The following is a 22,203-nucleotide window of genomic DNA, read 5'->3' as shown; positions in this document are numbered from 1 at the left end:
GGGGTCATGCCCGCGCCGCACGTCGATCTTCGAGATCTCATGCAGATCACCGATGCGGGTGGTTATCAACGCGGTCTCGCGTACTTCCGCGCGGGCAACGTGCTCGACGTGGTCTGGCATGAGGATCTCCTCGAGATCGAGGGGCATGTGCGCGGCAGCTCGGACGCGCAGTATGTGACCGAGATCCTCTTCCACTCGTCGAACGGCACGAGGCGCCCGCGGACGACCCGCTGCTCGTGCCCGGTGCGCAGCGGGTGCAAACACGTCGTCGCCACGCTGCTCGCCTCCAACGTGCACGAGTACTCGCAGCAGGCTGCTGCCCTTCAGCGGCAGCCCGAAGTCCAGCCGGAGTCGGCCGCGCCTCGCAGCAGTGCCGCACCGTCGTGGCGCAGCCTGCTCGACCCGTCTGTGGCCCGGCATCCGCAGCGCCTCGCGCTGGGAATCGAGCTGCGACACCGCGAGTCCCGGAGCGAGAACCACTGGGGGCCGCGTCCCGTCCGCGCGGCGACGGCACGCGATCTGGCACGCCCACAGGGTGAGCTGCTGCTGGCGATCCGACCGATGATGCGCAGCGCGCAGACCGGCGCCTGGATCCAGGGCGGCGCAGGCTGGGACGCCGTCCGTCGCGACGCGTCGCAGTTCGGTCGCGAACAGAACCGCTGGTTCGGAGACCTGCTCAGCATCTCGCGGGATTCGCTGCTCTCCGGCAACGCCGGCGAGTGGCTCGTCCTCGACCAGGTCGAGTCGCCGTTGCTCTGGAGACACCTCCGATCGGGCCCCGAGCTCGGCATTCCGCTCGTCGCGAGCCAGAAGAGCGCCTCGGTACGCATCGCGGACAGCGCAGAGGTGTCGACCCGGATCACTCGTTCGGACGACGGCTCTCTGGTGGTCTCCGCCGATGTGCGCATCGACGACCACGACGTTCCCGACCGGGAGGTGCATCCGATCGGCCGCACGGGGGTGTACTCGGCCGGGCTCCTGGGTGCGCGGATCGAGATCGTCCTGGCCGAGGTGGCGCTGAGCGAGCAGACGCGCGCGCTGCTCGCGGCATCCGACCCGATCGTCGTGCCCTCCGACGATGAGCAGGCGTTCATCGCCGACGCCTACCCGCTGCTCGCGAGGCGCAGCACGGTGCGGACGGTCGGGGCAGTGGCGCTTCCGGACGTTCCCGAGCCCGAGCCCGTGTTGACCGTCAGCTACGAGCGCGGCGATGTCGTGAGCTACTCCTTCGAGTGGTCGTACGGGCAGTTCGGGCGCGTTCCTTTCGCCTGGAACGACGCAGCCGTGCGCGACGCCGCCGTCGAGACCGACAAGAGGGCGGCCATCGAGGCCGCATGGCAGGAGTTCCGCACGACCAGCTTCAGGCCGAGCGGTTCCTTCCACGACATCGACGCGGCGGCGTTCGTCGCGGAGGGGGTTCCTGCACTCGAGGCGGTGGGAGTCCGCGTCGAATCCAGCGGAGAGCGCAAGGCGTACCGCGAGTTGACCGGTGATCCGCAGGTCAAGGTCACGACCGTCGAGTCCACGGACTCCGACTGGTTCGATCTCGGCATCCTCGTCACGATCGACGGCCGGACGATCCCTTTCGGGCCGCTGTTCACGGCGCTGAGCAAGGGGCGCAAGAAGCTGCTCCTCTCCGACGGCGGGTACTTCTCGCTCAACCACACGTCGCTGGATCGTCTCCGAGACCTCATCGAGGAAGCCGGCGAGCTCGACGAATGGGAGACGGGCCCGCGGATCAGTCGCTACCAGACCGATCTCTGGGAGGAGTTCGAAGATCTCGCAGACGAGGCCGAGCCTGCTGTGAGCTGGCGCGCCACGGCTGACGGACTTCGTCAGGCCACCGGTGTGCCGCCGACTCCCGTTCCCGCAGGCGTTCAGGCCGACCTGCGCCCGTATCAGAAGACCGGCTTCGACTGGCTGGTCTTCCTGTGGCGTCACCGGCTGGGAGGGATCCTCGCCGACGACATGGGTCTCGGCAAGACCCTGCAGCTTCTCACGTTCGTGCAGCACACGAGGGATGCCGGCGAGACGCGGCCGTTCCTCGTGCTCGCCCCCACGTCGGTGCTGAGCACCTGGCGGTCGGAGGCCGCGCGATTCACCCCTGGTCTTCGCGTCTCGATCGTCGACAGCACGAGCGGAAAGCGCGCGGACGTGCTGAGAGCGGCGGCACGATCGAGCGATCTCGTGGTCAGCTCGTACACGGTCGCACGACTCGACGAAGAGGAATTCCGCGAGGTCGAGTGGGCCGGACTGATCCTCGATGAGGCCCAGTTCGTCAAGAACCCCAAGACGAGACTCCACCGGGCCATCTCGACGTTCCGTGCCGACGTCACGTACGCGGTGACCGGCACACCGATGGAGAACAGCCTCTCCGAGCTGTGGTCGCTTCTCAAGCTCGCCGCGCCGGGGCTCTTCCCTTCGGCCCGCAAGTTCAAGGACCGGTACATCCAGCCGATCGAGAAGGGGAAGGTTCCCGAGAACGAGGAGGGCGGCGAGTACCGCGCTCGGCGACTCGCCCAGCTTCGTCGTCGCGTCCGGCCCCTGATGCTGCGACGGACGAAGGAGCTCGTGGCGCCAGATCTCCCTGCCAAGCAGGAGCAGCTGCTCGAGGTCGAGATGAGTCCCGAGCACAGGGCCCTCTACGACGTCGTGCTGCAACGCGAGCGTCAGAAGGTCCTGGGGCTCATCGACGATCTCGATCGCAACCGCTTCATCGTCTTCCGCTCGCTCACGCTGCTGCGCATGCTGAGCCTTGCACCTGCGCTGGTCGGCGAGGCCGACGCAGACATCGGCTCGAGCAAGCTCGACACGCTTCTCGAGCGCGTGGTCGAGCTGCAGGCCGAGGGGCACCGCGCGCTCGTCTTCAGCCAGTTCACCTCGTTCCTCGATCTCGCGGCCGCCCGCCTCGAGGCCGCGGGCATCCCGTATGCGCATCTCGACGGATCGACGAGGCGCAGAGAGCAGGTGATCGACGGGTTCAAGGCGGGGGAGCAGCCGGTGTTCCTGATCAGCCTGAAGGCCGGTGGATTCGGACTCACACTGACCGAGGCCGACTACGTCTTCCTGCTCGATCCCTGGTGGAACCCGGCCGCCGAAGAGCAGGCGATCGACCGCACGCACCGCATCGGTCAGACGAATCAGGTGTTCGTGTATCGGATGATCTCGACCGGCACTATCGAGGAGAAGGTCCTCGAGCTGCAGCGTCGCAAGGCCAGGCTCTTCACCGCCGTGATGGACGACGACGAGCTCTTCGCGCAGTCGCTCACGGCCGACGACATCAAGGGTCTGTTCGACGACGCCTGATTTGTTCCGGCCGGGTCACCGCATCCGTCCAGGACCCCGTCGGTAGAATCGAACGGTTCACCTCAGGAGGAATGCATGCGGATCACGGGACTCGGCCACGCCGGGATGTTCATCGAGACAGTCGGCGGGAACATCATCTGCGACCCGGTTCTCGGGCCCTCGTTCTTCGGCTCGTGGTTCCCCTTCCCTGACAACCGCGGGCTCGACTGGGAGCGTTTCGGCCGCGAGGCCGACTTCCTCTACATCTCGCACCGGCACCGCGACCACTTCGACCCGGCGCTGCTCGAGCGCTACATCCGCAAGGACATCGAGGTGCTGCTGCCGGAGTACCCCATCGATGACCTCGAGCAGGACATCCGCGCACTGGGCTACACGAACATCACCTACGCGCCGGCGGGGAAGATCATCGAGCGCGGCGACCTCAAGATCATGATCACGCCGCTGCGCGCCCCGAGCGACGGCCCGATCGGCGATTCGTCACTGAGCGTCGACGACGGCACCGCGTCGGTCCTCAACCAGAACGATTCGCACCCCCTCGACCTCGACACTCTGCTCCACTTCGGAAAGCCTGAGGCGTACTTCACGCAGGTCTCGGGCGCGATCTGGTGGCCGATGGTCTATGACCTGCCGATGGACGCGAAGCAGAATTTCGCGAAGCTCAAGCGAGACGCGCAGAACAAGCGAGCGATGTACTACATCGACAAGGTGGATGCTCCGCACGTCTTCCCGATGGCAGGGCCGCCCATGTTCCTGCGCGACGACCTCTTCGACTTCAACGGGATCGGCCGCAACGGAGAGTCGATCTTCACGGATCAGAAGCAGTTCCTCGCCCACATGAAGGAGCTCTCGCCCCAGTACGACGGGCACCTCTTCGTACCCGGCACGGTCGTGACCGTCGACGCCGGTCAGGTGTCGACCGAGCAGTCGCTCTATACCGAGGCGGAGCTCGCCCACATCTTCGACGAGAAGTGGGACTACCTCGAAGAGCAGCGGGCGTCGCGCCAGCAGGAGATCCTCGACGAGCAGGCTTCACGCGCGGAGGTCCTGCCGGCCACCGAGATGCTCGAGGAGCTGAAGTCCTGGTGGGAGCCGCTGCTGAAGAAGTCGCGCACCATCCGCCTCGGAGTCGGCGGGTGTGTGCGATTCAAGATCGGTGACCTCGACATGGTCGTCGACTTCCCTCGCGCGAAGGTCCGCGAGTACGCGGGCGAGGAGTGCATCTACTGGTACACGATCCCCGCTGACCTCGTCTCGACGAACATCCGCGATCACGAGATCGACTGGTCGAACTCGATCTTCCTCTCGATGCAGTTCCAGGTGGGACGCAGCGGCAAGTTCAACGAGTTCCTGACGACGTTCCTCAAGTGCCTCTCGGTCGACCGGATCGAGTACGTCGAGAACTGGTACCAGGAGCAGACGGATCAGACCGAGGATGCCGAGATCGGCGACTGGGTCGTGCAGCGCCGCTGCCCGCACCTGAGGGCCGACCTGACGAAGACCGGCAAGGTCGACGAAGACGGAATACTGACCTGCAGCATGCACGACTGGAAGTGGGACCTCAAGACCGGCCGCTGCCTGTCGACGAGCGGTCATCCCATCCGCTCCACGAAGATCGATGAGGTCAGCGACGCCGTGCTCAGCGAGGCCAGCTGACGTGTCGCGATCCCCGCACCCGCAGGGGGCAGGTCGTGATGCAAGGACGTCGCGGCTCGCTTTCGACGGTCCGTTCCACGGCGCGAGGTGGGTGGTCCGGTCAGATGCGGAACGTCTCGTACGCATCGGCACGGAGTTCCTGCAGGAGGCGGGATTCGAGCCACGCGACGATGGACTCGAGGCGCGCCTGCGTGCGCAGGACTCGGAGTGGACTGCCACCGCGCTCGAGATCGGCGACGAGACCCGCTCCCGCCGGGGGTTCTGGCGAGGTCTCCTGACCGACGAGCTGCCGTTCCCCCTTCCTCGGGCGCTGCAGCCCTCCATTCCCCCCACCCTCGTCGTGGTCGCCGCGCGTCACGCGGCGAAGGGGGTCGGCGAGTTGGTCGTCTTCCCCCATGTCTCCCGACGGGGTGACGCGGAGTACGCCCGCGCCGCGGGCCCTCGCATCCGGGCGGCCCTCCAAGGGATCACCGCGGCAGCCGGCGCAGAGGGGGCCATGCTCTCGCACGAATCGCTCGGCGGAGTGCCCGACGACGGCGCGCCCTTCTCTCAGGAGGTTGTCCGCGAGGTGCTGGGCTGGCACTGAGCCGCGCTAGACTGGGTGCATCAAGCAACCTTTAACACCGTCCTGTGAGGCGGAGAAGGGAGCGGCCGATGAGTGCACGAACCGTGCTGCACGAAGCCGATATCTCGCGGGCACTGACCCGCATCGCACACGAGATCCTCGAATCCAATCGAGGGGCTGAGAACCTCGTCCTGCTGGGCATTCCCACCCGCGGAGTCACTCTCGCCCACCGCCTGTCCGCTGTGATCGGCGAGATCGCACAGACCACCGTCCCGGTGGGAGCCCTCGACGTCACGCTCTTCCGCGATGATCTCGCGAAGCAGCCGACGCGGTCTCCTCGTCCGACCGACATCCCCGCGGGCGGCATCGACGGCAAGACGGTCGTGCTGGTCGACGACGTGCTCTTCTCCGGTCGCAGCATCCGCGCCGCGCTCGATGCGCTGCAGTCGATCGGTCGCCCCTCGATCGTCCGCCTCGCGATCCTCGTCGACCGGGGCCACCGCGAGCTGCCGATCCGGCCGGACTTCGTCGGGAAGAACATCCCGTCCTCCCGTCAGGAGCGCGTCAACGTGCGGCTGGCCGAGCACGACGGCGCCGAGGAGGTGACGATCGAAGCATGAGACATCTCCTCGACACCCGCACCCTCGATCGCGAGACCGCTCTGCGCATCCTCGACGTCGCCGAGGACATGTCCGACACGCAGTCTCGCGAGGTCAAGAAGCTCCCGACCCTCCGCGGCAAGACCGTCGTCAATCTCTTCTTCGAGGACTCGACGCGCACCCGCATCTCCTTCGAGGCCGCCGCGAAGCGCCTGTCGGCCGACGTGATCAATTTCGCCGCCAAGGGGTCGAGCGTCTCGAAGGGCGAGAGCCTGAAGGACACCGCTCAGACGCTGCAGGCGATGGGCGCGGATGCGGTCGTCATCCGCCACCCCGCATCGGGTGCGCCGCAGACCCTCGCCACCAGCGGCTGGATCTCGGCCGGTGTGGTCAATGCGGGCGACGGCACGCACGAGCACCCGACCCAGGCGCTGCTCGACGCGTTCACGATCCGCAAGCGACGCTTCGGAGCCGACAGCCGTGGTCGCGATCTCGCCGGCATCCGGGTCGTGATCGTCGGCGACGTGCTGCACTCGCGGGTCGCGCGATCGAACGTCTGGCTGCTCGCCACGCTCGGCGCCGAGGTCACCCTCGTGGCTCCGCCCACGCTGGTGCCGCAGAACGTCTCGCTCTGGCCCGCGAAGGTCGTCTACGACCTCGACCAGGCCCTGGCGGACGGGCCGGACGCCGTGATGATGCTCCGCATCCAGCTCGAGCGCATGAACGCCGCGTATTTCCCCACTGAGCGGGAGTATTCCAGGCGCTGGGGTCTTGACGCACTGCGTGTTGCAGGCCTTCCGGACGGTAGCATTGTCATGCACCCCGGACCCATGAACCGAGGGTTGGAGATCTCCTCCGAAGCCGCCGATTCCCCGCGCTCGACCGTGCTGGAACAGGTGACGAACGGGGTGTCCATCCGCATGGCGGTGCTGTACCTGCTCCTTGCAGGAGAACGAGACGACGAACGAGGGGGAGACCAGTGAGCGAGACCCTCGTCATCACCGACGCACAGCTTCTCGGTGCCGAGCGCGCCGACATCATCGTGGAGAACGGTCTGATCACCGAGATCGGCCACGGACTGAGCCGTGCGGGTGCGCGAGTCATCGACGCCGACGGCCTGGTGGCCCTTCCCGGGCTCGTCGATCTGCACACGCATCTGCGCGAACCCGGCTATGAAGCGTCCGAGACGATCCTCACCGGCACCAGGGCGGCAGCGGCCGGCGGCTTCACGGCCGTCTTCGCGATGCCCAACACCTCGCCGGTGGCCGACACCGCCGGGGTCGTGGAACAGGAGCTCGCGCTCGGTGAAGCGGCCGGGTACGCGACGGTGCAGCCGATCGGCGCTGTGACCGTGGGGCAGAAGGGCGAGCGGCTCGCCGAGCTCGGTGCGATGGCGACATCGCGCGCCCAGGTGCGCGTCTTCAGCGACGACGGCTTCTGCGTCTTCGACCCGCTGATCATGCGTCGTGCGCTCGAGTACGTGAAGTCCTTCGGCGGGGTCATCGCGCAGCATGCGCAGGATCCCCGCCTCACCGAGGGCGCCCAGATGAACGAGGGCACCGTCTCGGCCGAGCTCGGACTCGCCGGATGGCCCGCCGTCGCCGAGGAGTCGATCATCGCCCGCGATGTGCTCCTCGCCGAGCACGTGGGCTCGCGTCTGCACGTCTGCCACCTCTCGACAGCAGGCTCGGTCGACATCATCCGCTGGGCCAAGAAGCGCGGCATCGCCGTCACGGCCGAGGTCACCCCGCATCACCTGCTTCTCACCGACGAACTCGTGCGCGGGTACGACGCGCGCTACAAGGTCAATCCGCCGCTGCGTCGCGAGGAAGACGTCATGGCTGTGCGCGAAGGCCTCGCCGACGGCACCATCGACATCGTCGCGACGGATCACGCGCCGCACCCGAGCGAGCACAAGTCCTGCGAATGGCAGGCTGCCGCGAACGGCATGGTCGGCCTCGAGAGCGCGCTGCGCGTCGTGCACCAGTCGATGGTGCAGACCGGCCTGATCGGCTGGGAGGACGTCGCTCGGGTGATGAGCGCCGCGCCCGCCCGGATCGGACGCCTCTCGGGACACGGACTGCCTCTGGAGGCGGGTGCTCCCGCGCAGATCACGCTCTACGATCCGTCGGTCGCCGGCGTCTTCAGCGAGTCGGATCTGCACGGTCGCAGCGTCAACTCGCCGTACCTCGGTCGCGACCTCCCCGGCCGCGTCGAATTCACGGTGCACCGCGGAGTGCTGACGGTCGACGGCGCAGACGTCGTCGAGGAGCTGAACGCATGAGCGCACGCGACATCGCCATCGCGATCACCATCGCCGCGGCGGTATTCGTCCTGATCGCCATGTTCAGCGCCTGGCGACGACGACTCCGACGCGACTCGGGTCTTGCGGCACCCCTCGGTGTTCCCGAGCACGCCGAAGTGATCGACCGTCACGCGGTGCTGTACGTCTCGACGACCAAGCACGACCAGCCGCTCGAGCGGCTGACCCTGCACCCGCTCGCGTACCGGGCCAGGGGCGAGGTCGCCGTCACGGACCGCGGGCTCGCACTCTGCCTCGACGGCGCGCCGACGGTCTTCCTCGCGTCCTCGCGTCTCGCGAGCGTCGACCGTGCGACGGTGACGATCGATCGCGTCGTGGAACCCGGCGGACTCGTCCGTGTCGCCTGGAATGCGGACGACGACACGATCGTCGACTCGTATCTGCGTCTCACCGACGGCGACCCCCAGAACTTCATCTCAGAACTGCAGCGCCTCGTCCCGGCCACGGACGACACCGCCGCCCCCGACACAGGAGCAACGTCATGACAGCCCTCCCCGAACCCGCCGTCCTCGTCCTCGAAGACGGGACACGCCACACGGGCCGTGCATACGGCGCGCGAGGCACCACCTTCGGCGAGGTCGTCTTCGCCACCGGCATGTCCGGCTACCAGGAGACGCTCACCGATCCCTCGTACGCAGGTCAGATCGTCCTGCAGACGGCACCGCACATCGGCAACACCGGCATGAACGACGAAGACCGCGAGTCTCGTCGTATCTGGGTGGCCGGCTACATCGTCCGAGACCCCTCGCGCGTCGTCTCGAACTGGCGGGCCAACGCCTCGCTCGACGAGATCCTCGAACGCGACGGAATCGTGGGCATCAGCGGAATCGACACCCGGTCGATCACCCGTCACATCCGCTCGGCCGGGTCGATGCGCGGTGGCGTGTTCTCGGGCGACGCCGCGAAACTCGATGCCGAAGAGCAGCTGCGCCTCGTGCGCCAGGCGCCCCAGATGGCCGGTCAGAACCTCTCGTCGCAGGTCTCGGTCGACGTCGCCACGGTGACGACGGCGATGGGGGAGCGGGTAGGCAACCTCGCCGTCCTCGACCTCGGAGTCAAGCAGGCCACGATCGACAACCTCGCGGCCCGCGGGTTCGAGGTGCACGTGCTGCCCCAGGACGTCACAATCGACGACATCCGCTCGATCGACCCCGTCGCCGTCTTCTACTCGAACGGCCCCGGCGACCCCGCTGCCTCGGGGGACCACGTCGAACTGCTGCGCTCGGTGCTCGACGACGGGCTCCCGTTCTTCGGGATCTGCTTCGGAAACCAGCTGCTCGGCAGGGCACTAGGACTCGGCACCTACAAGCTGCCGTTCGGCCACCGCGGAATCAACCAGCCGGTGCTCGACAAGTCGACCGGGCGCGTCGAGATCACCGCTCACAACCACGGATTCGCCGTGGATGCGCCACTGGAGGGTTCCTTCGACAGCCCACACGGCTACGGCAAGGTCGAGGTCAGCCACGTCGGTCTGAACGACAACGTCGTGGAGGGCCTCCGTGCCCTCGACATCCCCGCGTTCTCGGTGCAGTACCACCCGGAGGCCGCCGCCGGCCCGCACGACGCCAACTATCTCTTCGACCGGTTCCGTGACATGGTCATCGCCAGCAAGAAGGACGCCAAGTAATGCCCAAGCGCGACGACATCAACTCCGTTCTCGTCATCGGCTCCGGCCCGATCGTCATCGGTCAGGCCTGCGAGTTCGACTACTCCGGCACCCAGGCGTGCCGCGTCCTGCGCGAAGAGGGCGTCAGGGTCATCCTGGTCAACTCCAACCCGGCGACGATCATGACCGACCCCGACTTCGCCGATGCGACCTACATCGAGCCGATCACGTGGCAGGTCATCGAGACGATCATCGCGAAGGAGCGTCCAGACGCCATCCTTCCGACCCTCGGCGGGCAGACCGCCCTGAACGCCGCGATCGAGCTGCACAACCACGGGATCCTCGAGAAGTATGACGTCGAGCTGATCGGCGCGAGCTTCGAGGCGATCAACAAGGGCGAAGACCGCCAGATCTTCAAGCAGCTCGTGCTCGACGCCGGGGCCGACGTCGCGCGCAGCATCATCGCGCACACGATGGACGACCTGCTCGAGGGCGCGGCCGAGCTGGGCTACCCGCTCGTCGTGCGCCCCTCCTTCACCATGGGCGGTCTCGGCTCGGGCTTCGCCTACGACGAAGAGGACCTGCGCCGCATCGGCGGTGCCGGTCTGCGCGATTCTCCGACCACCGAGGTACTGCTCGAGGAGTCGATCCTCGGCTGGAAGGAGTACGAGCTCGAGCTCATGCGCGACACGGCCGACAACACGGTCGTCGTCTGCTCGATCGAGAACGTCGACCCCGTCGGCGTGCACACGGGCGACTCGATCACCGTCGCCCCGGCTCTGACGCTCACCGACCGCGAGTACCAGAAGCTCCGCGACATCGGCATCGACATCATCCGGGCCGTCGGCGTCGACACCGGTGGCTGCAACATCCAGTTCGCTGTCGACCCCAGCAACGGCCGCATCATCGTCATCGAGATGAACCCGCGCGTCTCGCGCTCGAGCGCCCTCGCCTCGAAGGCCACCGGGTTCCCGATCGCCAAGCTCGCGGCCAAGCTCGCGCTCGGCTACCGCCTCGACGAGATCCCGAACGACATCACGGGGGTCACTCCGGCGAGCTTCGAGCCCACGCTCGACTACGTCGTCGTCAAGGTGCCGCGGTTCGCGTTCGAGAAGTTCCCGGCCGCCGATGCGACGCTGACGACCACCATGAAGTCGGTGGGTGAGGCGATGGCGATCGGACGCAACTACGCGACCGCGCTGCAGAAGGCGCTCCGCTCGCTCGAGAAGCGCGGCTCCAGCTTCCACTGGGGCGCCGAGGAGCGCTCGGTCGAAGAGCTGCTCGAGATCTCGAAGGTCCCGACCGACGGTCGCATCATCACCCTGCAGCAGGCGCTGCGCAAGGGTGCGACGGTCGAGCAGGCGTTCGAGGCGACCGCGATCGACCCGTGGTTCATCGACCAGATCGTGCTGATCAACGAGGTCGCCGAGACCGTGCGCACGGCGCCCGAGCTCGACCCGGCAACGCTCCGCTATGCCAAGGAGCACGGCTTCTCCGACGCGCAGATCGCGCAGCTGCGCGGCGATGCCGAGGCCGAGATCCGCGGCGTGCGCCACGGCTTCGGCATCCGCCCGGTGTACAAGACGGTCGACACCTGCGCCGGCGAGTTCCCGGCTCTGACGCCGTATCACTACTCGAGCTACGACTTCGAGACCGAGGTCATCCCGTCGGATCGCACCAAGGTCGTGATCATCGGATCCGGTCCCAACCGCATCGGCCAGGGCGTCGAGTTCGACTACTCGTGCGTGCACGCGTCGTTCGCGCTCTCGGATGCCGGCTTCGAGACCATCATGGTCAACTGCAACCCCGAGACCGTGTCCACCGACTACGACACGTCGGATCGGCTGTACTTCGAGCCGCTGACGCTCGAAGACGTGCTCGAGGTGCTCGACGCCGAAGCCGCCAGCGGCACCATTCTCGGCGTCGTCTGCCAGCTCGGCGGCCAGACGCCGCTGGGTCTCGCGAAGGGTATCGAGGCCGCGGGCTACACCGTGCTCGGCACGAGCCCCGCAGCCATCGACATCGCCGAAGAGCGCGAGCTGTTCTCACAGCTGCTCGACTCCGCCGGTCTCATCGCGCCGCGTCACGGCACCGCAGTGGATGCTGACGGCGCGGTGGCCGTGGCCGACGAGATCGGCTACCCCGTGCTCGTGCGTCCGAGCTTCGTGCTCGGCGGGCGGGGGATGGAGATCGTCTACAGCGCGGAGTCGCTGCGCGAGTACTTCGTGCGCACCGCGGGCGAGGTCATCATCGAGGATGGCAAGCCCCTGCTCGTCGACCGGTTCCTCGACGATGCGATCGAGCTCGACGTCGACGCGCTGTACGACGGCACCGACCTGTACATCGGCGGCGTGATGGAGCACCTCGAAGAGGCCGGCATCCACTCGGGCGACTCCAGCTGCACTCTGCCGCCGGTCTCGCTCGGCCGCACCGACATCGATCGGGTGCGCGAGGCGACCCTCGCGATCGCCGAGGGCGTCGGCGTGCGCGGACTGCTGAACGTGCAGTTCGCGATCAGCGCGGGCGTGCTCTACGTCATCGAGGCGAACCCGCGCGCGAGCCGCACGGTGCCGTTCGTCTCGAAGGCGCTGGGCATTCCGATGGCGAAGGCCGCGAGCCGCATCATGGTCGGCTCGACGATCGCGGAGCTCCGCGCCGAAGGCATGCTTCCCGAGCAGGACGGCTCTCGTGTGCCGCTCGACGCCCCTGTCTCGGTGAAGGAGGCGGTGCTTCCCTTCAAGCGGTTCCGCACGGCCGACGGCAAGACCGTCGACTCGATCCTCGGCCCGGAGATGCGCTCGACGGGTGAGGTCATGGGCATCGACCGCGACTTCCCGACCGCATTCGCCAAGAGCCAGGCGGCCGCGTACGGCGGGATGCCGACCTCCGGCACCGTGTTCATCTCGGTGGCCGACTCCGACAAGCGCGCGGTGATCCTGCCGGCGCACCGTCTGCAGCAGCTCGGGTTCACGATCGTGGCCACCGAGGGCACGGCCGAGATCCTCTCGCGCAACGGCATCGCGGTGACCGTGGTCGAGAAGTACAGCGAGACCCAGGAATCGGGCGCGACCAACATCGTCGACCTCATCAACGACGGGTCGATCGACATCGTCGTGAACACGCCTTCGGGTGGCGCGGCGCGCGCTGACGGTTACGAGATCCGCGCGGCCGCCGTCGCGGCCGACAAGGCGCTGTTCACCACGATGGCGGTGCTCGGCGCTGCGGTGAGCGGCATGGACGCAGCGCACGAGGGCTTCCAGGTGAAGAGCCTTCAGGAGTACGCACTCGACCGGAAGGCCGCTTTGTGAGCGCACGCTTCGGCGAACGGGTCCGTGCCGCCCTCGCGGCGCACGGCCCGCTGTGCGTGGGAATCGACCCGCATGCGGCGCTGCTCACGGACTGGGGACTCGGTCACGACGCCTCCGGCGTCCGCGAGTTCGGGCTGCGCACCGTCGAGGCCGCCGCTGGCCGTGCCGCGATCGTGAAGCCGCAGGTGTCGTTCTTCGAGCGCTTCGGCTCCGCGGGTATCGCGGCCCTCGAGGAGGTGCTCGCGGCTGCGCGTGCGGCCGGACTCGTCGTCATCGCGGACGCGAAGCGCGGCGACATCGGCTCGACCATGGATGCGTATGCTGCGGCGTGGCTCACGCCGGGATCTCCGCTCGAGGCCGACGCCCTGACCGTGAACCCGTTCCTCGGGGTCGGTGCGCTCGACGGCGCCTTCGCCCTCGCCGAGGAGCACGACAAGGGCCTCTTCGTGCTCGCCGCCACGAGCAACCCCGAGGCGCAGACACTGCAGCGCTCGGTCTCCGAGACCGGCCGCGCCGTGTCAGCGGACATCATCTCGGTCGTCTCGGCACGTAACGCGGAGCACACGGAGACAGGCCAGTGGGGGAGCTTCGGCTTCGTCATCGGAGCGACCGTGGAGTGGACGGATGCCGGCATCGCCGCATTCGCCCCGATGGCACCCATCCTCGCTCCCGGTTTCGGCACGCAGGGTGCGACTCCGGCAGACCTCCACCGTCGGTTCGGCTCGATGAGCCCCGCGGTCATCGCGAGCGAGAGCCGCAGCATCCTCTCGGCCGGACCGGCCGGTCTCGCCGCCGCCATCGACGCACGCGTCGCAGAGTACAGGGAGGTCGGCCGTGGCTGAGTCCCGTCCCGTCCCCGAGGTCGACCGTGCCGCCGCCGCCCGCAAAGCGGTCGAGCGGCGCCGTGCCCGTGCGTCCCTCAAGCGCGATCTGACGACGCGAGTCGTGACTCCCCAGTCTGTGCTCGAACGGGCCACTGCCGACCCCGACTCGGTCGAGGGCTCGATGCGCATCACGGACTTCCTGCTCGCTCTCCCCGCCATCGGTGCGGGAAAACGCGACCGGATCCTGGCGGAGCTGCACATCTCGCCGGTCAAGCGACTGGGGGGTCTCGGCGTCAGGCAGCGGGTGGCGCTCTCGCAGTGGCTCGACTCGCGCTTCCCGCTCCTGCAGCCGCGGGGCGCACGAAGCCGCCTCCTGGTGCTCGCCGGCCCGACCGCGGTGGGCAAGGGCACGGTCGCAGCCCATATCCGCGAGCACAACCCCGAGATCCATCTGTCTGTCTCGGCGACGACCCGTGCGCCGCGCCCGGGCGAGATCGACGGCGTGCACTACTACTTCGTCGACGACGCGGAGTTCGATCGGCTGATCGCCGAGGACGAGCTTCTCGAGTACGCGGTGGTGCACAACAGGTCGCGGTACGGAACGCCCCGCGCCCCGATCGATGCCGCACTGGCTGCAGGCAAGACGGTGCTGCTCGAGATCGACCTGCAGGGTGCCCGCCAGGTGCGCAAGGCCGAGCCGGCCGCGACGCTCATCTTCCTGCTGCCGCCGACCTGGGACGAACTGGTTCAGAGACTGGTCGGTCGAGGCACCGAGGGGGCCGAGGAACGTGCTCGCAGACTGCGCACCGCGAAGGTGGAACTCGCCGCACAGAACGAGTTCGATCACCTCATCGTGAACGAGGACGTCGCCGCTGCGGCCGCAGAGGTCGTAGAATTGTCTTCAAGCTCTGCGCGCTGAGCGTTTTCGCGCGCCGTTGCACAGTCTTCGCGACGATCCCGTCGCCTGATCAGGAGGTCCCACCATGGCCGGACACCACACCAACGGAATCATCGATCCCCCCATCGACAACCTGCTCGACCGCGTCGACTCGAAGTACGAGCTCGTCATCTACGCCGCCAAGCGCGCGCGCCAGATCAACGACTACTACTCCGACCTCCACGAGGGCAACCTGTTCGACAACGTCGGTCCGCTCGTCGACTCCTCCGTCGAGGACAAGCCGCTGACCATCGCTCTGCACGAGATCAACGAGGACAAGCTCCGCCTCCGTCACGCCGAGTGACGTCCGATGACCGCACCGCCGACTGATGTCGGCGGTGCGGTCCATCATGGGAGCCACCCCCTTCCTGCTGTCCGATTCCGTTCTGGAGCCCTGATGAGCGCGCTGCGTCTGTTCACGTCCGAGTCCGTCACCGAGGGGCACCCAGACAAGATCTGCGACCAGATCTCGGACAGCATCCTCGACGGACTCATCGCGAAAGACCCCGGCTCACGCGTCGCGGTCGAGACGCTGGTGACCACCGGTCTCGTGCACGTCGCCGGCGAGATCCGCACCGAGGCGTACGTCGACATCCCGACCATCGTCCGACAGGTCGTCAATCGCATCGGCTACACGTCGAGCGACACCGGCTTCGACGGGGACTCCTGCGGCGTGAGCATCTCGGTGGGCGAGCAGTCGACCGACATCGCCCACGGCGTCGACAACGCCCAGGAGCACCGCGACGGCTCATCCGTCGATCCGCTCGACGGACTCGGTGCAGGCGACCAGGGCATCATGTTCGGCTTCGCCACGAACGAGACGCCCCAGCTGATGCCGATGGCCGCATGGACCGCGCACCGCATCGCCGAGCGTCTCGCCGAGGTCCGCCGCTCCGGCGCGCTGCCGTTCCTTCGCCCCGACGGCAAGACGCAGGTCACGCTCGGGTACGACGGCTTCACGCCCAAGACCGTCGACGCCGTCGTGCTGTCGACCCAGCATCACCCCGAGATCTCGCAGGACGAGCTCAAGGCGCAGGTGCGCGAGCACGTGATCGACCCGATCCTCGAGACCACAGGACTCGACCTCGACGACATCACCTACTACATCAATCCGGCGGGTCCCTTCGTCACCGGCGGACCCAAGGGCGACGCCGGTCTCACCGGACGCAAGATCATCATCGACACCTACGGCGGCGCCGCTCGCCACGGTGGCGGCGCGTTCAGCGGCAAGGATCCGTCGAAGGTCGACCGTTCGGGTGCCTATGCGACCCGCTGGGTCGCGAAGAACGCTGTCGCGGCAGGGCTCGCCGACCGTCTCGAGGTCCAGGTCGCATACGCGATCGGCGTCGCACGCCCGGTGGGTCTCTACGTCGAGACCTTCGGCACCGGCAAGGTGTCGGACGAGGCGATCACCCGCGCGATCGACGAGGTCTTCGATCTCCGTCCCCAGGCGATCATCGAGCACCTCGATCTGCTGCGCCCGATCTATGCGCAGACAGCCGCCTACGGTCATTTCGGCCGCGAGCTGCCGGAGTTCACCTGGGAGCGCACCGACCGCGCTGAAGAGCTGCGGCGCGCTGCAGGCCTCTGACGGAGCGCGGGCCTGATGGCGATCCGCTCATGACGGCCGAGAGTCGTCGCATCGCGCGCGTTCTGCTGGACTCGCCGCTTCCCCAGCTCGACCGGCTCTTCGATTATGCGCTGCCGCCAGAGCTCGGAGACGTGCCGATCGGGGTGCGCGTGCGAGTGCCGCTCCGCACCGCCGGTCGGGTGATCGACGGGTACGTGGTCGAGATCGATACCGAGGACGACGCCGACAGGCCTCTCTCCGAGGTCGAGAGCGTCGTGTCGCCGGTGCCCGTGCTTCCGGAACGCACTTACCGGCTCGCCCGTCGCGCAGCCGACCGCGCGGCGGGGTCGGCGTCGGACGTGCTGCGTCTCGTCATCCCCAAGCGTCAGGTACGGGTCGAGAAGGCCTGGACCGCGGACGCACCGGCGCCCGTCCCGACCGATGAGGCCGTCGCCGACGCCGCCTCGCTCCTCGCCACGTACGACCACCTCGAGGAGGTCCTCGACGACGCGGGCAGGGCCGCGGTCGAGGCGATCCCGGTGCAGCACCGGGGCGAGCCGGGCTGGACGGCTCTGCTGGCCTCGACGGCGACGCGGATGCTTGCAGCCGGACGCTCCAGCATCCTGATCGTGCCGGATCATCGGGACCTCGATCTTCTGCTCGCCGCACTCGGGTCGCTCGTTCCGCCCGAGGCCGTCGTGCGATACGACTCACGGCAGACGAACCCCGATCGATACCGCTCGTTCCTCAGATCGCTCGAGGATGCTCCGTGCATCGTGGTCGGCAACCGCTCGGCCGTGTACGCGCCGGTGCGCGCCGGACTCGTCGCGGTGTGGGACGACGGCGATCCACTGCTCGGCGAACCGCTCGCGCCCTACATCAACGCCCGAGATGCCGCGCTGCTCCGCCAGGAGCAGGAGGACTCGGCTCTGCTGTTCGTCGGCCACACCCGCACGACGGACGTCGAACGCCTCGTCGCGCACGGATACCTGCAGGACGTGCGGGCCGCACGACGGGTGATGCCGAGGGTGATCCTGAGCACACCGCAAGAGATGGATGCGCCGACAGCGCAGCGGATGCCGTCGTCGGCGTTCCTCTCGGCACGCAACGCCGCAGCCGAGGGCCCGGTTCTCGTGCAGGTCTCGCGCCCCGGTTTCGCGCCGTCCCTCGTGTGTGCGGAGTGTCGCGCTCCGGCCAGATGCGCGCACTGCGGCGGGCCGCTGGGCGCCAAGCATCGCGGCGCCGTGCCCGTGTGCGCCTGGTGCGGCCGGGGTGCGCGCGCCTGGGCCTGCCCGACGTGTTCGTCGACCAAGCTGCGTCTCGCGTCGTCGGGAAGCGAGCGCACCGCCGACGAGCTGGGCAAGGCGTTCCCCGGCGTCCGCGTGATCGTCGCCGACAGCGCGCACCCGGTCGAGCACGTCGCCGACAAGCCGGCGCTCGTGGTCGCGACGCGCGGCGCCGAGCCGCTCGCCGAAGGGGGCTATCGCGCAGTGGTGCTGCTCGACGGTCCACGGATGCTCCAGGCACCGGATCTTCGCATCGGTGAGGCGTGTCTGCGGTGGTGGTCGAACGCGGCCGCGCTCGCTGCTCCGGGCGCGCCCATCCACCTCGTCGGAGTCGACGGCACGATCGCACGAGCGCTCGCGACCTGGAACCAGTCGGGCTACGCACGCGCTGAGCTGGCCGAGCGCGCGCCCCTGCACATGCCTCCGGCCGCGCGCGTCGCCCTGGTCGAGGGGTCCGCAGCGGCCGTCGGCCGTGCGTTGGCCGCTCTCCAGGAGCTCGCCCTGCCGTCTGACGCCGTCCTGGGCCCTGTGCCCATCGAGTCCGACGACTATCCGCCTCGCGTGCGCGCGCTCGTCCGATTCGAGTACGGCGCCGGAGCCAAGGTCGCGGCGACGCTGCGTGCGGCCGTCGTCGCCGAAGCCGTCAGCAATCGCCGAGGCAAGGGCAAGTCGACTCGGAGCACGCTCTCGGTTCGGCTCGATATCCTCGACCCAGAGCTCTGATCAGTCCGCACCGATCCGATCCCACCCGATCCACACACCGCATTCCCTCCGGAGCACCTTCATGCGCCTTGTCTTCGCCGGCACACCGTCGGCAGCCGTTCCCACACTCCGCCGCCTCGCGGCCGAGCACGACATCGCGGCTGTGGTCACGCGACCCGATGCGCCCCTGGGCCGCAAGCGGGTGCTGACACCGTCGCCGGTCGCTCAGGCAGCAGCCGACCTCGGTCTGCCGATCATCAAGGCGGCACGTCTCGATGACGAGGCGACCGCGGCGATCGCCGCACTGCAGCCCGAGCTCGGTGTGATCGTCGCATATGGCGGCCTCGTGCGAGAGCCGCTGCTGTCCACTCCGGTGAAGGGGTGGATCAACCTGCACTTCTCGCTCCTGCCCCAGTGGCGCGGCGCCGCTCCCGTGCAGCGCGCACTGATCGCCGGCGACGCCCAGCTCGGAGCGAGCGTCTTCCAGCTGGTACCCGCCCTCGACGCAGGCGACGTCTTCGCCACACGCGTCGTCGACGTGGCCGCAGGGGCGACAGCCGACGCGGCCCTCGAGACCCTTGCCATCGACGGGGCGCAGCTGACATCAGAGGTGGTCGAGGCCATCGCCGACGGCACTGCGCACGCGGTGCCGCAGCGCGGAGAGCCGAGCCTGGCGCCGAAGCTGACGCTCGATGACGGTCTGCTCGACTGGAGCCAGCCCCTCGCACAGGTGTTCGCGCGCTTCCGCGGCGTCACTCCCGAGCCGGGAGCGCACACCACCGTCGACGGGCTCCGCGTGAAGATCCTCGAGGCCGCGCCGTCGAGTGAGGACGCCGCCCTCGAGCCGGGAGAGATCGGCGCGACGAAGACGGCGCTCCTCATCGGCACCGGCTCGACGCCCCTCTCCGTCACGCGCGTGCAACCGGCGGGCAAGGGAGCCATGAACGCGGTCGACTGGTGGCGGGGCCAGCGCGACACCGACGGTCTGCGAGCCGGAGCATGAGCGGGCAGGGAGACGCGAAGCGTCGCGACGGTCGTCCGGGTGGTTCACAGAACCGGTCGCAGGGTCGACCGCCCGGGCAGCGCGGCGGTCAGGCGCGGGGCGGTCAGCCTCAGGGCCAGCACGGTGACCAGCCTCGCGGGCCGCAGCGCACGGTGCAGCCTGCTCGTCGGGTGGCCTACGACGTGCTGCGAGCGGTGTCCGAGTCGGATGCCTACGCCAACCTGACCCTGCCTCCGGCGATCGCCGAGGCGCGCCTCGACCCGCAGGATGCCGCCCTCGCGACGGAGCTCGCGTACGGGACCCTCCGACGTCGTGGCACCTACGATGCGATCATCGCCGTGGCCGCCGATCGTCCGGCGGAGGAGATCGACCCCGCCGTGCTCGATGCGCTGCGGCTCGCCACGCATCAGCTGCTCGCCACACGTGTCGCGTCTCACGCAGCCGTGAACGAGTCCGTGAATCTGGTCGCCTCGACTCAGGGGCGAGGCGCATCGAGCTTCGCGAACGCCGTGCTGCGCCGGATCTCCCGCGAGACACCGGGGGAGTGGGAGGAGCGCATCGAGAGCTCGGCGCGGTCCGATGACGAGCGTCTCGCACTCCGCTCCGCACACCCGGTCTGGGTCATCCGAGCGCTGCGACGCGCTCTGGCCGCCGAGGGACGAGCCGACGAACTCGACGAGCTCCTCGACGCAGACAACGCGTCTCCGGAGGTGACGCTGGTGGCGCTCCCCGGACTCGCGGAGCCGGGTGAGCCGCGGCGCCCGTACGCTCCGACGGCCTACGGATCGCCCGGCGGCGATCCGCATCGTGTGATCGCCGCGACCGGCGGCACGGTCCGCGTTCAGGACGAGGGTTCTCAGCTGGTGGCACTCGCGCTGACGGCGGCCGCGCCGATCACCTCGGGTGAGCGCTGGCTCGATCTGTGTGCGGGCCCCGGTGGCAAGACCGCGCTGCTCGCGGCGATCGCCCGCGAGCACGACGTCACTCTCGAGGCCAACGAGGTCATCCCGACACGGGCACGTCTCGTCCGCAACGCCCTGCGCGGCGTGCCGGGCGAGGTCATGGTGCACGAGGAGGACGGGCGCTCGTTCGGCGCCACCCACCCCGGCGCATTCGATCGCATCCTCGTCGATGCGCCGTGCACCGGCCTCGGCGCCCTCAGGCGGCGGCCCGAGGCGCGCTGGCGCAAGACCCCTGCCGATGTCGCCGAGCTCGTGCCCCTTCAGGTAGAAATCCTGAACTCGGCGCTCGGCGCACTCGCGCCCGGCGGGATCGTCGCGTACGTGACCTGCTCGCCGCATCTCGCCGAGACCACGGGGGTCGTCCAGGAGGTGCTCCGAGGCCGCACCGACATCACCGAGATCGATGCGCGTGCCGTGCTCCAGGGCGTCTCCGAGTCACCGATCGACCTCGCCGACGACGGTTCGGGGCGGGTGCAGCTGTGGCCGCACCGCCACGGCACGGATGCCATGTTCCTCGCGCTTCTCCAGCGCAGCGCCACCGAGCAGGGCGACGCGAACTCCGAAGAGAGAGACTAGAGACGTGGACCTCCCCAGCGCACCGCGCATCAACCCCAGCATCCTGGCCGCCGACTTCGTGAACATGCAGCGCGATCTCGCCAAGATCGCGACCGCCGACTTCGCACACGTCGACGTGATGGACAACCACTTCGTGCCGAACCTCACGTTCGGCCCGCAGATGGTCGAACGGATCCAGGCGACAAGTCCGATCCCGCTCGACGTTCACCTGATGATCACCGAGCCGGAGCGCTGGGCCCCCGCCTATGCCGAGCTGGGGGCCGCAAGCGTGACCTTCCACCTCGAGGCGGCCGCGGATCCGATCTCGCTCGCCCGCACGCTGCGCAGCATCGGGGCCAGGGCCGGCGTCGCGATCAAACCCGACACGCCCGCCGAGGGGCTCTACAGCGTGCTCGAGGAGTTCGACCAGATCCTCGTGATGACGGTCGAACCCGGGTTCGGCGGGCAGGGGTTCATGCCCGAGACGATGCCCAAGCTGCGCGCTCTCGCCGATGAGGCCAGACGCCGCGGATCGAACGTCTGGCTCCAGGTCGACGGCGGGATCTCGGACGCGACCATCGAGGCCGCGGCCGCCGCGGGCGCCGACACGTTCGTCGCAGGATCCGCGGTCTACGGCGCCGACGACGTCGAGGCCGCCGTCACCCGGCTCAGAGACCGCGCCAGAGCCGCTAGCCTGGAATCGTGAAGACTTTCGACGAGCTGTTCGCCGAGCTCAGCGTCAAGGCCGAGACCCGTCCAGAGGGGTCGGGTACGGTCGCGGAGCTCGACGGCGGCGTGCACACGATCGGCAAGAAGATCGTCGAGGAGGCCGCCGAAGTCTGGATGGCATCCGAGTACGAATCCGACGAGGCCGCTGCGGAGGAGATCTCGCAGCTGCTCTACCACGTCCAGGTGATGATGATCGCGAAGGGCCTGAGCCTGCAGGACGTCTACCGACATCTGTGAAGCGCTCCGCCCCACTCGCTTCGATCTGAAGGCACCCC

At 68.5% G+C, this 22,203-nt stretch carries 18 protein-coding genes; all 18 read left to right on the top strand.

Annotated elements, in window-relative coordinates; all coding sequences use genetic code 11:
* Positions 1–6 precede the first annotated feature (6 nt).
* The 18 genes from FIV50_RS08885 (at position 7) to FIV50_RS08800 (ending at position 22,165) form a co-directional block, all read left to right on the top strand.
* Entirely contained in the window at positions 7–3,306 is a 3,300-nt protein-coding gene (locus tag FIV50_RS08885) for a DEAD/DEAH box helicase (RefSeq protein WP_258184193.1), read from the top strand.
* Positions 3,307–3,381: 75 nt separating this feature from the next.
* Entirely contained in the window at positions 3,382–4,959 is a 1,578-nt protein-coding gene (locus FIV50_RS08880) for a Rieske 2Fe-2S domain-containing protein (RefSeq protein ID WP_140037126.1), read from the top strand.
* A 91-nt stretch (positions 4,960–5,050) separates the two neighbouring features.
* Positions 5,051–5,545, top strand: a complete 495-nt coding sequence (locus FIV50_RS08875; protein ID WP_140037125.1) for a hypothetical protein — start codon at positions 5,051–5,053, stop codon at positions 5,543–5,545.
* Between the two features lie 68 nt (positions 5,546–5,613).
* Positions 5,614–6,144 carry a bifunctional pyr operon transcriptional regulator/uracil phosphoribosyltransferase PyrR gene (gene pyrR / locus FIV50_RS08870; RefSeq protein ID WP_140037124.1) on the top strand — a complete coding sequence of 177 codons (531 nt, stop codon included), beginning with the start codon at positions 5,614–5,616 and terminating at the stop codon, positions 6,142–6,144.
* Positions 6,141–7,106: an aspartate carbamoyltransferase catalytic subunit gene (locus tag FIV50_RS08865; RefSeq protein WP_140037123.1), complete on the top strand. Its 966-nt coding sequence runs from the start codon at positions 6,141–6,143 to the stop codon at positions 7,104–7,106. The genes pyrR and FIV50_RS08865 overlap by 4 nt, the downstream gene beginning before the upstream one ends.
* Positions 7,103–8,407: a dihydroorotase gene (locus FIV50_RS08860; RefSeq protein ID WP_140037122.1), complete on the top strand. Its 1,305-nt coding sequence runs from the start codon at positions 7,103–7,105 to the stop codon at positions 8,405–8,407. The genes FIV50_RS08865 and FIV50_RS08860 overlap by 4 nt, the downstream gene beginning before the upstream one ends.
* Positions 8,404–8,931, top strand: a complete 528-nt coding sequence (locus tag FIV50_RS08855) for a PH-like domain-containing protein (RefSeq protein WP_140037121.1) — start codon at positions 8,404–8,406, stop codon at positions 8,929–8,931. Before FIV50_RS08860 ends, FIV50_RS08855 begins: the two co-directional genes overlap by 4 nt.
* Positions 8,928–10,073, top strand: a complete 1,146-nt coding sequence (carA, locus tag FIV50_RS08850) for a glutamine-hydrolyzing carbamoyl-phosphate synthase small subunit (RefSeq protein WP_140037120.1) — start codon at positions 8,928–8,930, stop codon at positions 10,071–10,073. Before FIV50_RS08855 ends, carA begins: the two co-directional genes overlap by 4 nt.
* Positions 10,073–13,360, top strand: coding sequence for a carbamoyl-phosphate synthase large subunit (gene carB, locus FIV50_RS08845; protein ID WP_140037119.1), 3,288 nt, complete (start codon positions 10,073–10,075; stop codon positions 13,358–13,360). Before carA ends, carB begins: the two co-directional genes overlap by 1 nt.
* Positions 13,357–14,202 carry an orotidine-5'-phosphate decarboxylase gene (gene pyrF / locus FIV50_RS08840; RefSeq protein WP_140037118.1) on the top strand — a complete coding sequence of 282 codons (846 nt, stop codon included), beginning with the start codon at positions 13,357–13,359 and terminating at the stop codon, positions 14,200–14,202. The genes carB and pyrF overlap by 4 nt, the downstream gene beginning before the upstream one ends.
* Positions 14,195–15,103: a guanylate kinase gene (gene gmk / locus FIV50_RS08835; RefSeq protein WP_140037117.1), complete on the top strand. Its 909-nt coding sequence runs from the start codon at positions 14,195–14,197 to the stop codon at positions 15,101–15,103. The genes pyrF and gmk overlap by 8 nt, the downstream gene beginning before the upstream one ends.
* A gap of 64 nt (positions 15,104–15,167) precedes the next feature.
* Positions 15,168–15,425, top strand: coding sequence for a DNA-directed RNA polymerase subunit omega (rpoZ, locus tag FIV50_RS08830; protein WP_042536631.1), 258 nt, complete (start codon positions 15,168–15,170; stop codon positions 15,423–15,425).
* A gap of 93 nt (positions 15,426–15,518) precedes the next feature.
* Complete coding sequence (metK, locus tag FIV50_RS08825) at positions 15,519–16,712, top strand: methionine adenosyltransferase (RefSeq protein ID WP_140037116.1); 1,194 nt, start codon at positions 15,519–15,521, stop codon at positions 16,710–16,712.
* Positions 16,713–16,741: 29 nt separating this feature from the next.
* Complete coding sequence (locus tag FIV50_RS08820) at positions 16,742–18,700, top strand: primosomal protein N' (RefSeq protein WP_140037115.1); 1,959 nt, start codon at positions 16,742–16,744, stop codon at positions 18,698–18,700.
* A 61-nt stretch (positions 18,701–18,761) separates the two neighbouring features.
* Positions 18,762–19,682: a methionyl-tRNA formyltransferase gene (gene fmt / locus FIV50_RS08815; protein ID WP_140037114.1), complete on the top strand. Its 921-nt coding sequence runs from the start codon at positions 18,762–18,764 to the stop codon at positions 19,680–19,682.
* Positions 19,679–21,220, top strand: a complete 1,542-nt coding sequence (locus FIV50_RS08810; protein ID WP_140037113.1) for an RsmB/NOP family class I SAM-dependent RNA methyltransferase — start codon at positions 19,679–19,681, stop codon at positions 21,218–21,220. Before fmt ends, FIV50_RS08810 begins: the two co-directional genes overlap by 4 nt.
* A gap of 4 nt (positions 21,221–21,224) precedes the next feature.
* Entirely contained in the window at positions 21,225–21,905 is a 681-nt protein-coding gene (gene rpe, locus FIV50_RS08805; RefSeq protein WP_258184192.1) for a ribulose-phosphate 3-epimerase, read from the top strand.
* On the top strand, positions 21,902–22,165 hold the full coding sequence (locus tag FIV50_RS08800) for a phosphoribosyl-ATP diphosphatase (protein ID WP_042536637.1): 264 nt from the start codon (positions 21,902–21,904) through the stop codon (positions 22,163–22,165). Before rpe ends, FIV50_RS08800 begins: the two co-directional genes overlap by 4 nt.
* Positions 22,166–22,203: the final 38 nt, after the last annotated feature.

The organism is Microbacterium foliorum (genome assembly GCF_006385575.1).
GTDB classification, from domain to species: domain Bacteria; phylum Actinomycetota; class Actinomycetes; order Actinomycetales; family Microbacteriaceae; genus Microbacterium; species Microbacterium foliorum_B.
This window is presented reverse-complemented; position numbering and strand designations above follow the sequence as displayed.

Bases quoted from the DNA above. Each gene is read 5' to 3' on its own strand.
- FIV50_RS08885 (WP_258184193.1), top strand. From the start codon at position 7: ATGCCCGCGCCGCACGTCGATCTTCGAGATCTCATGCAGATCACCGAT.
- FIV50_RS08880 (WP_140037126.1), top strand. From the start codon at position 3,382: ATGCGGATCACGGGACTCGGCCACGCCGGGATGTTCATCGAGACAGTC.
- pyrR (WP_140037124.1), top strand. From the start codon at position 5,614: ATGAGTGCACGAACCGTGCTGCACGAAGCCGATATCTCGCGGGCACTG.
- FIV50_RS08865 (WP_140037123.1), top strand. From the start codon at position 6,141: ATGAGACATCTCCTCGACACCCGCACCCTCGATCGCGAGACCGCTCTG.
- FIV50_RS08855 (WP_140037121.1), top strand. From the start codon at position 8,404: ATGAGCGCACGCGACATCGCCATCGCGATCACCATCGCCGCGGCGGTA.
- carA (WP_140037120.1), top strand. From the start codon at position 8,928: ATGACAGCCCTCCCCGAACCCGCCGTCCTCGTCCTCGAAGACGGGACA.
- carB (WP_140037119.1), top strand. From the start codon at position 10,073: ATGCCCAAGCGCGACGACATCAACTCCGTTCTCGTCATCGGCTCCGGC.
- rpoZ (WP_042536631.1), top strand. From the start codon at position 15,168: ATGGCCGGACACCACACCAACGGAATCATCGATCCCCCCATCGACAAC.
- metK (WP_140037116.1), top strand. From the start codon at position 15,519: ATGAGCGCGCTGCGTCTGTTCACGTCCGAGTCCGTCACCGAGGGGCAC.
- FIV50_RS08820 (WP_140037115.1), top strand. From the start codon at position 16,742: ATGACGGCCGAGAGTCGTCGCATCGCGCGCGTTCTGCTGGACTCGCCG.
- fmt (WP_140037114.1), top strand. From the start codon at position 18,762: ATGCGCCTTGTCTTCGCCGGCACACCGTCGGCAGCCGTTCCCACACTC.
- FIV50_RS08810 (WP_140037113.1), top strand. From the start codon at position 19,679: ATGAGCGGGCAGGGAGACGCGAAGCGTCGCGACGGTCGTCCGGGTGGT.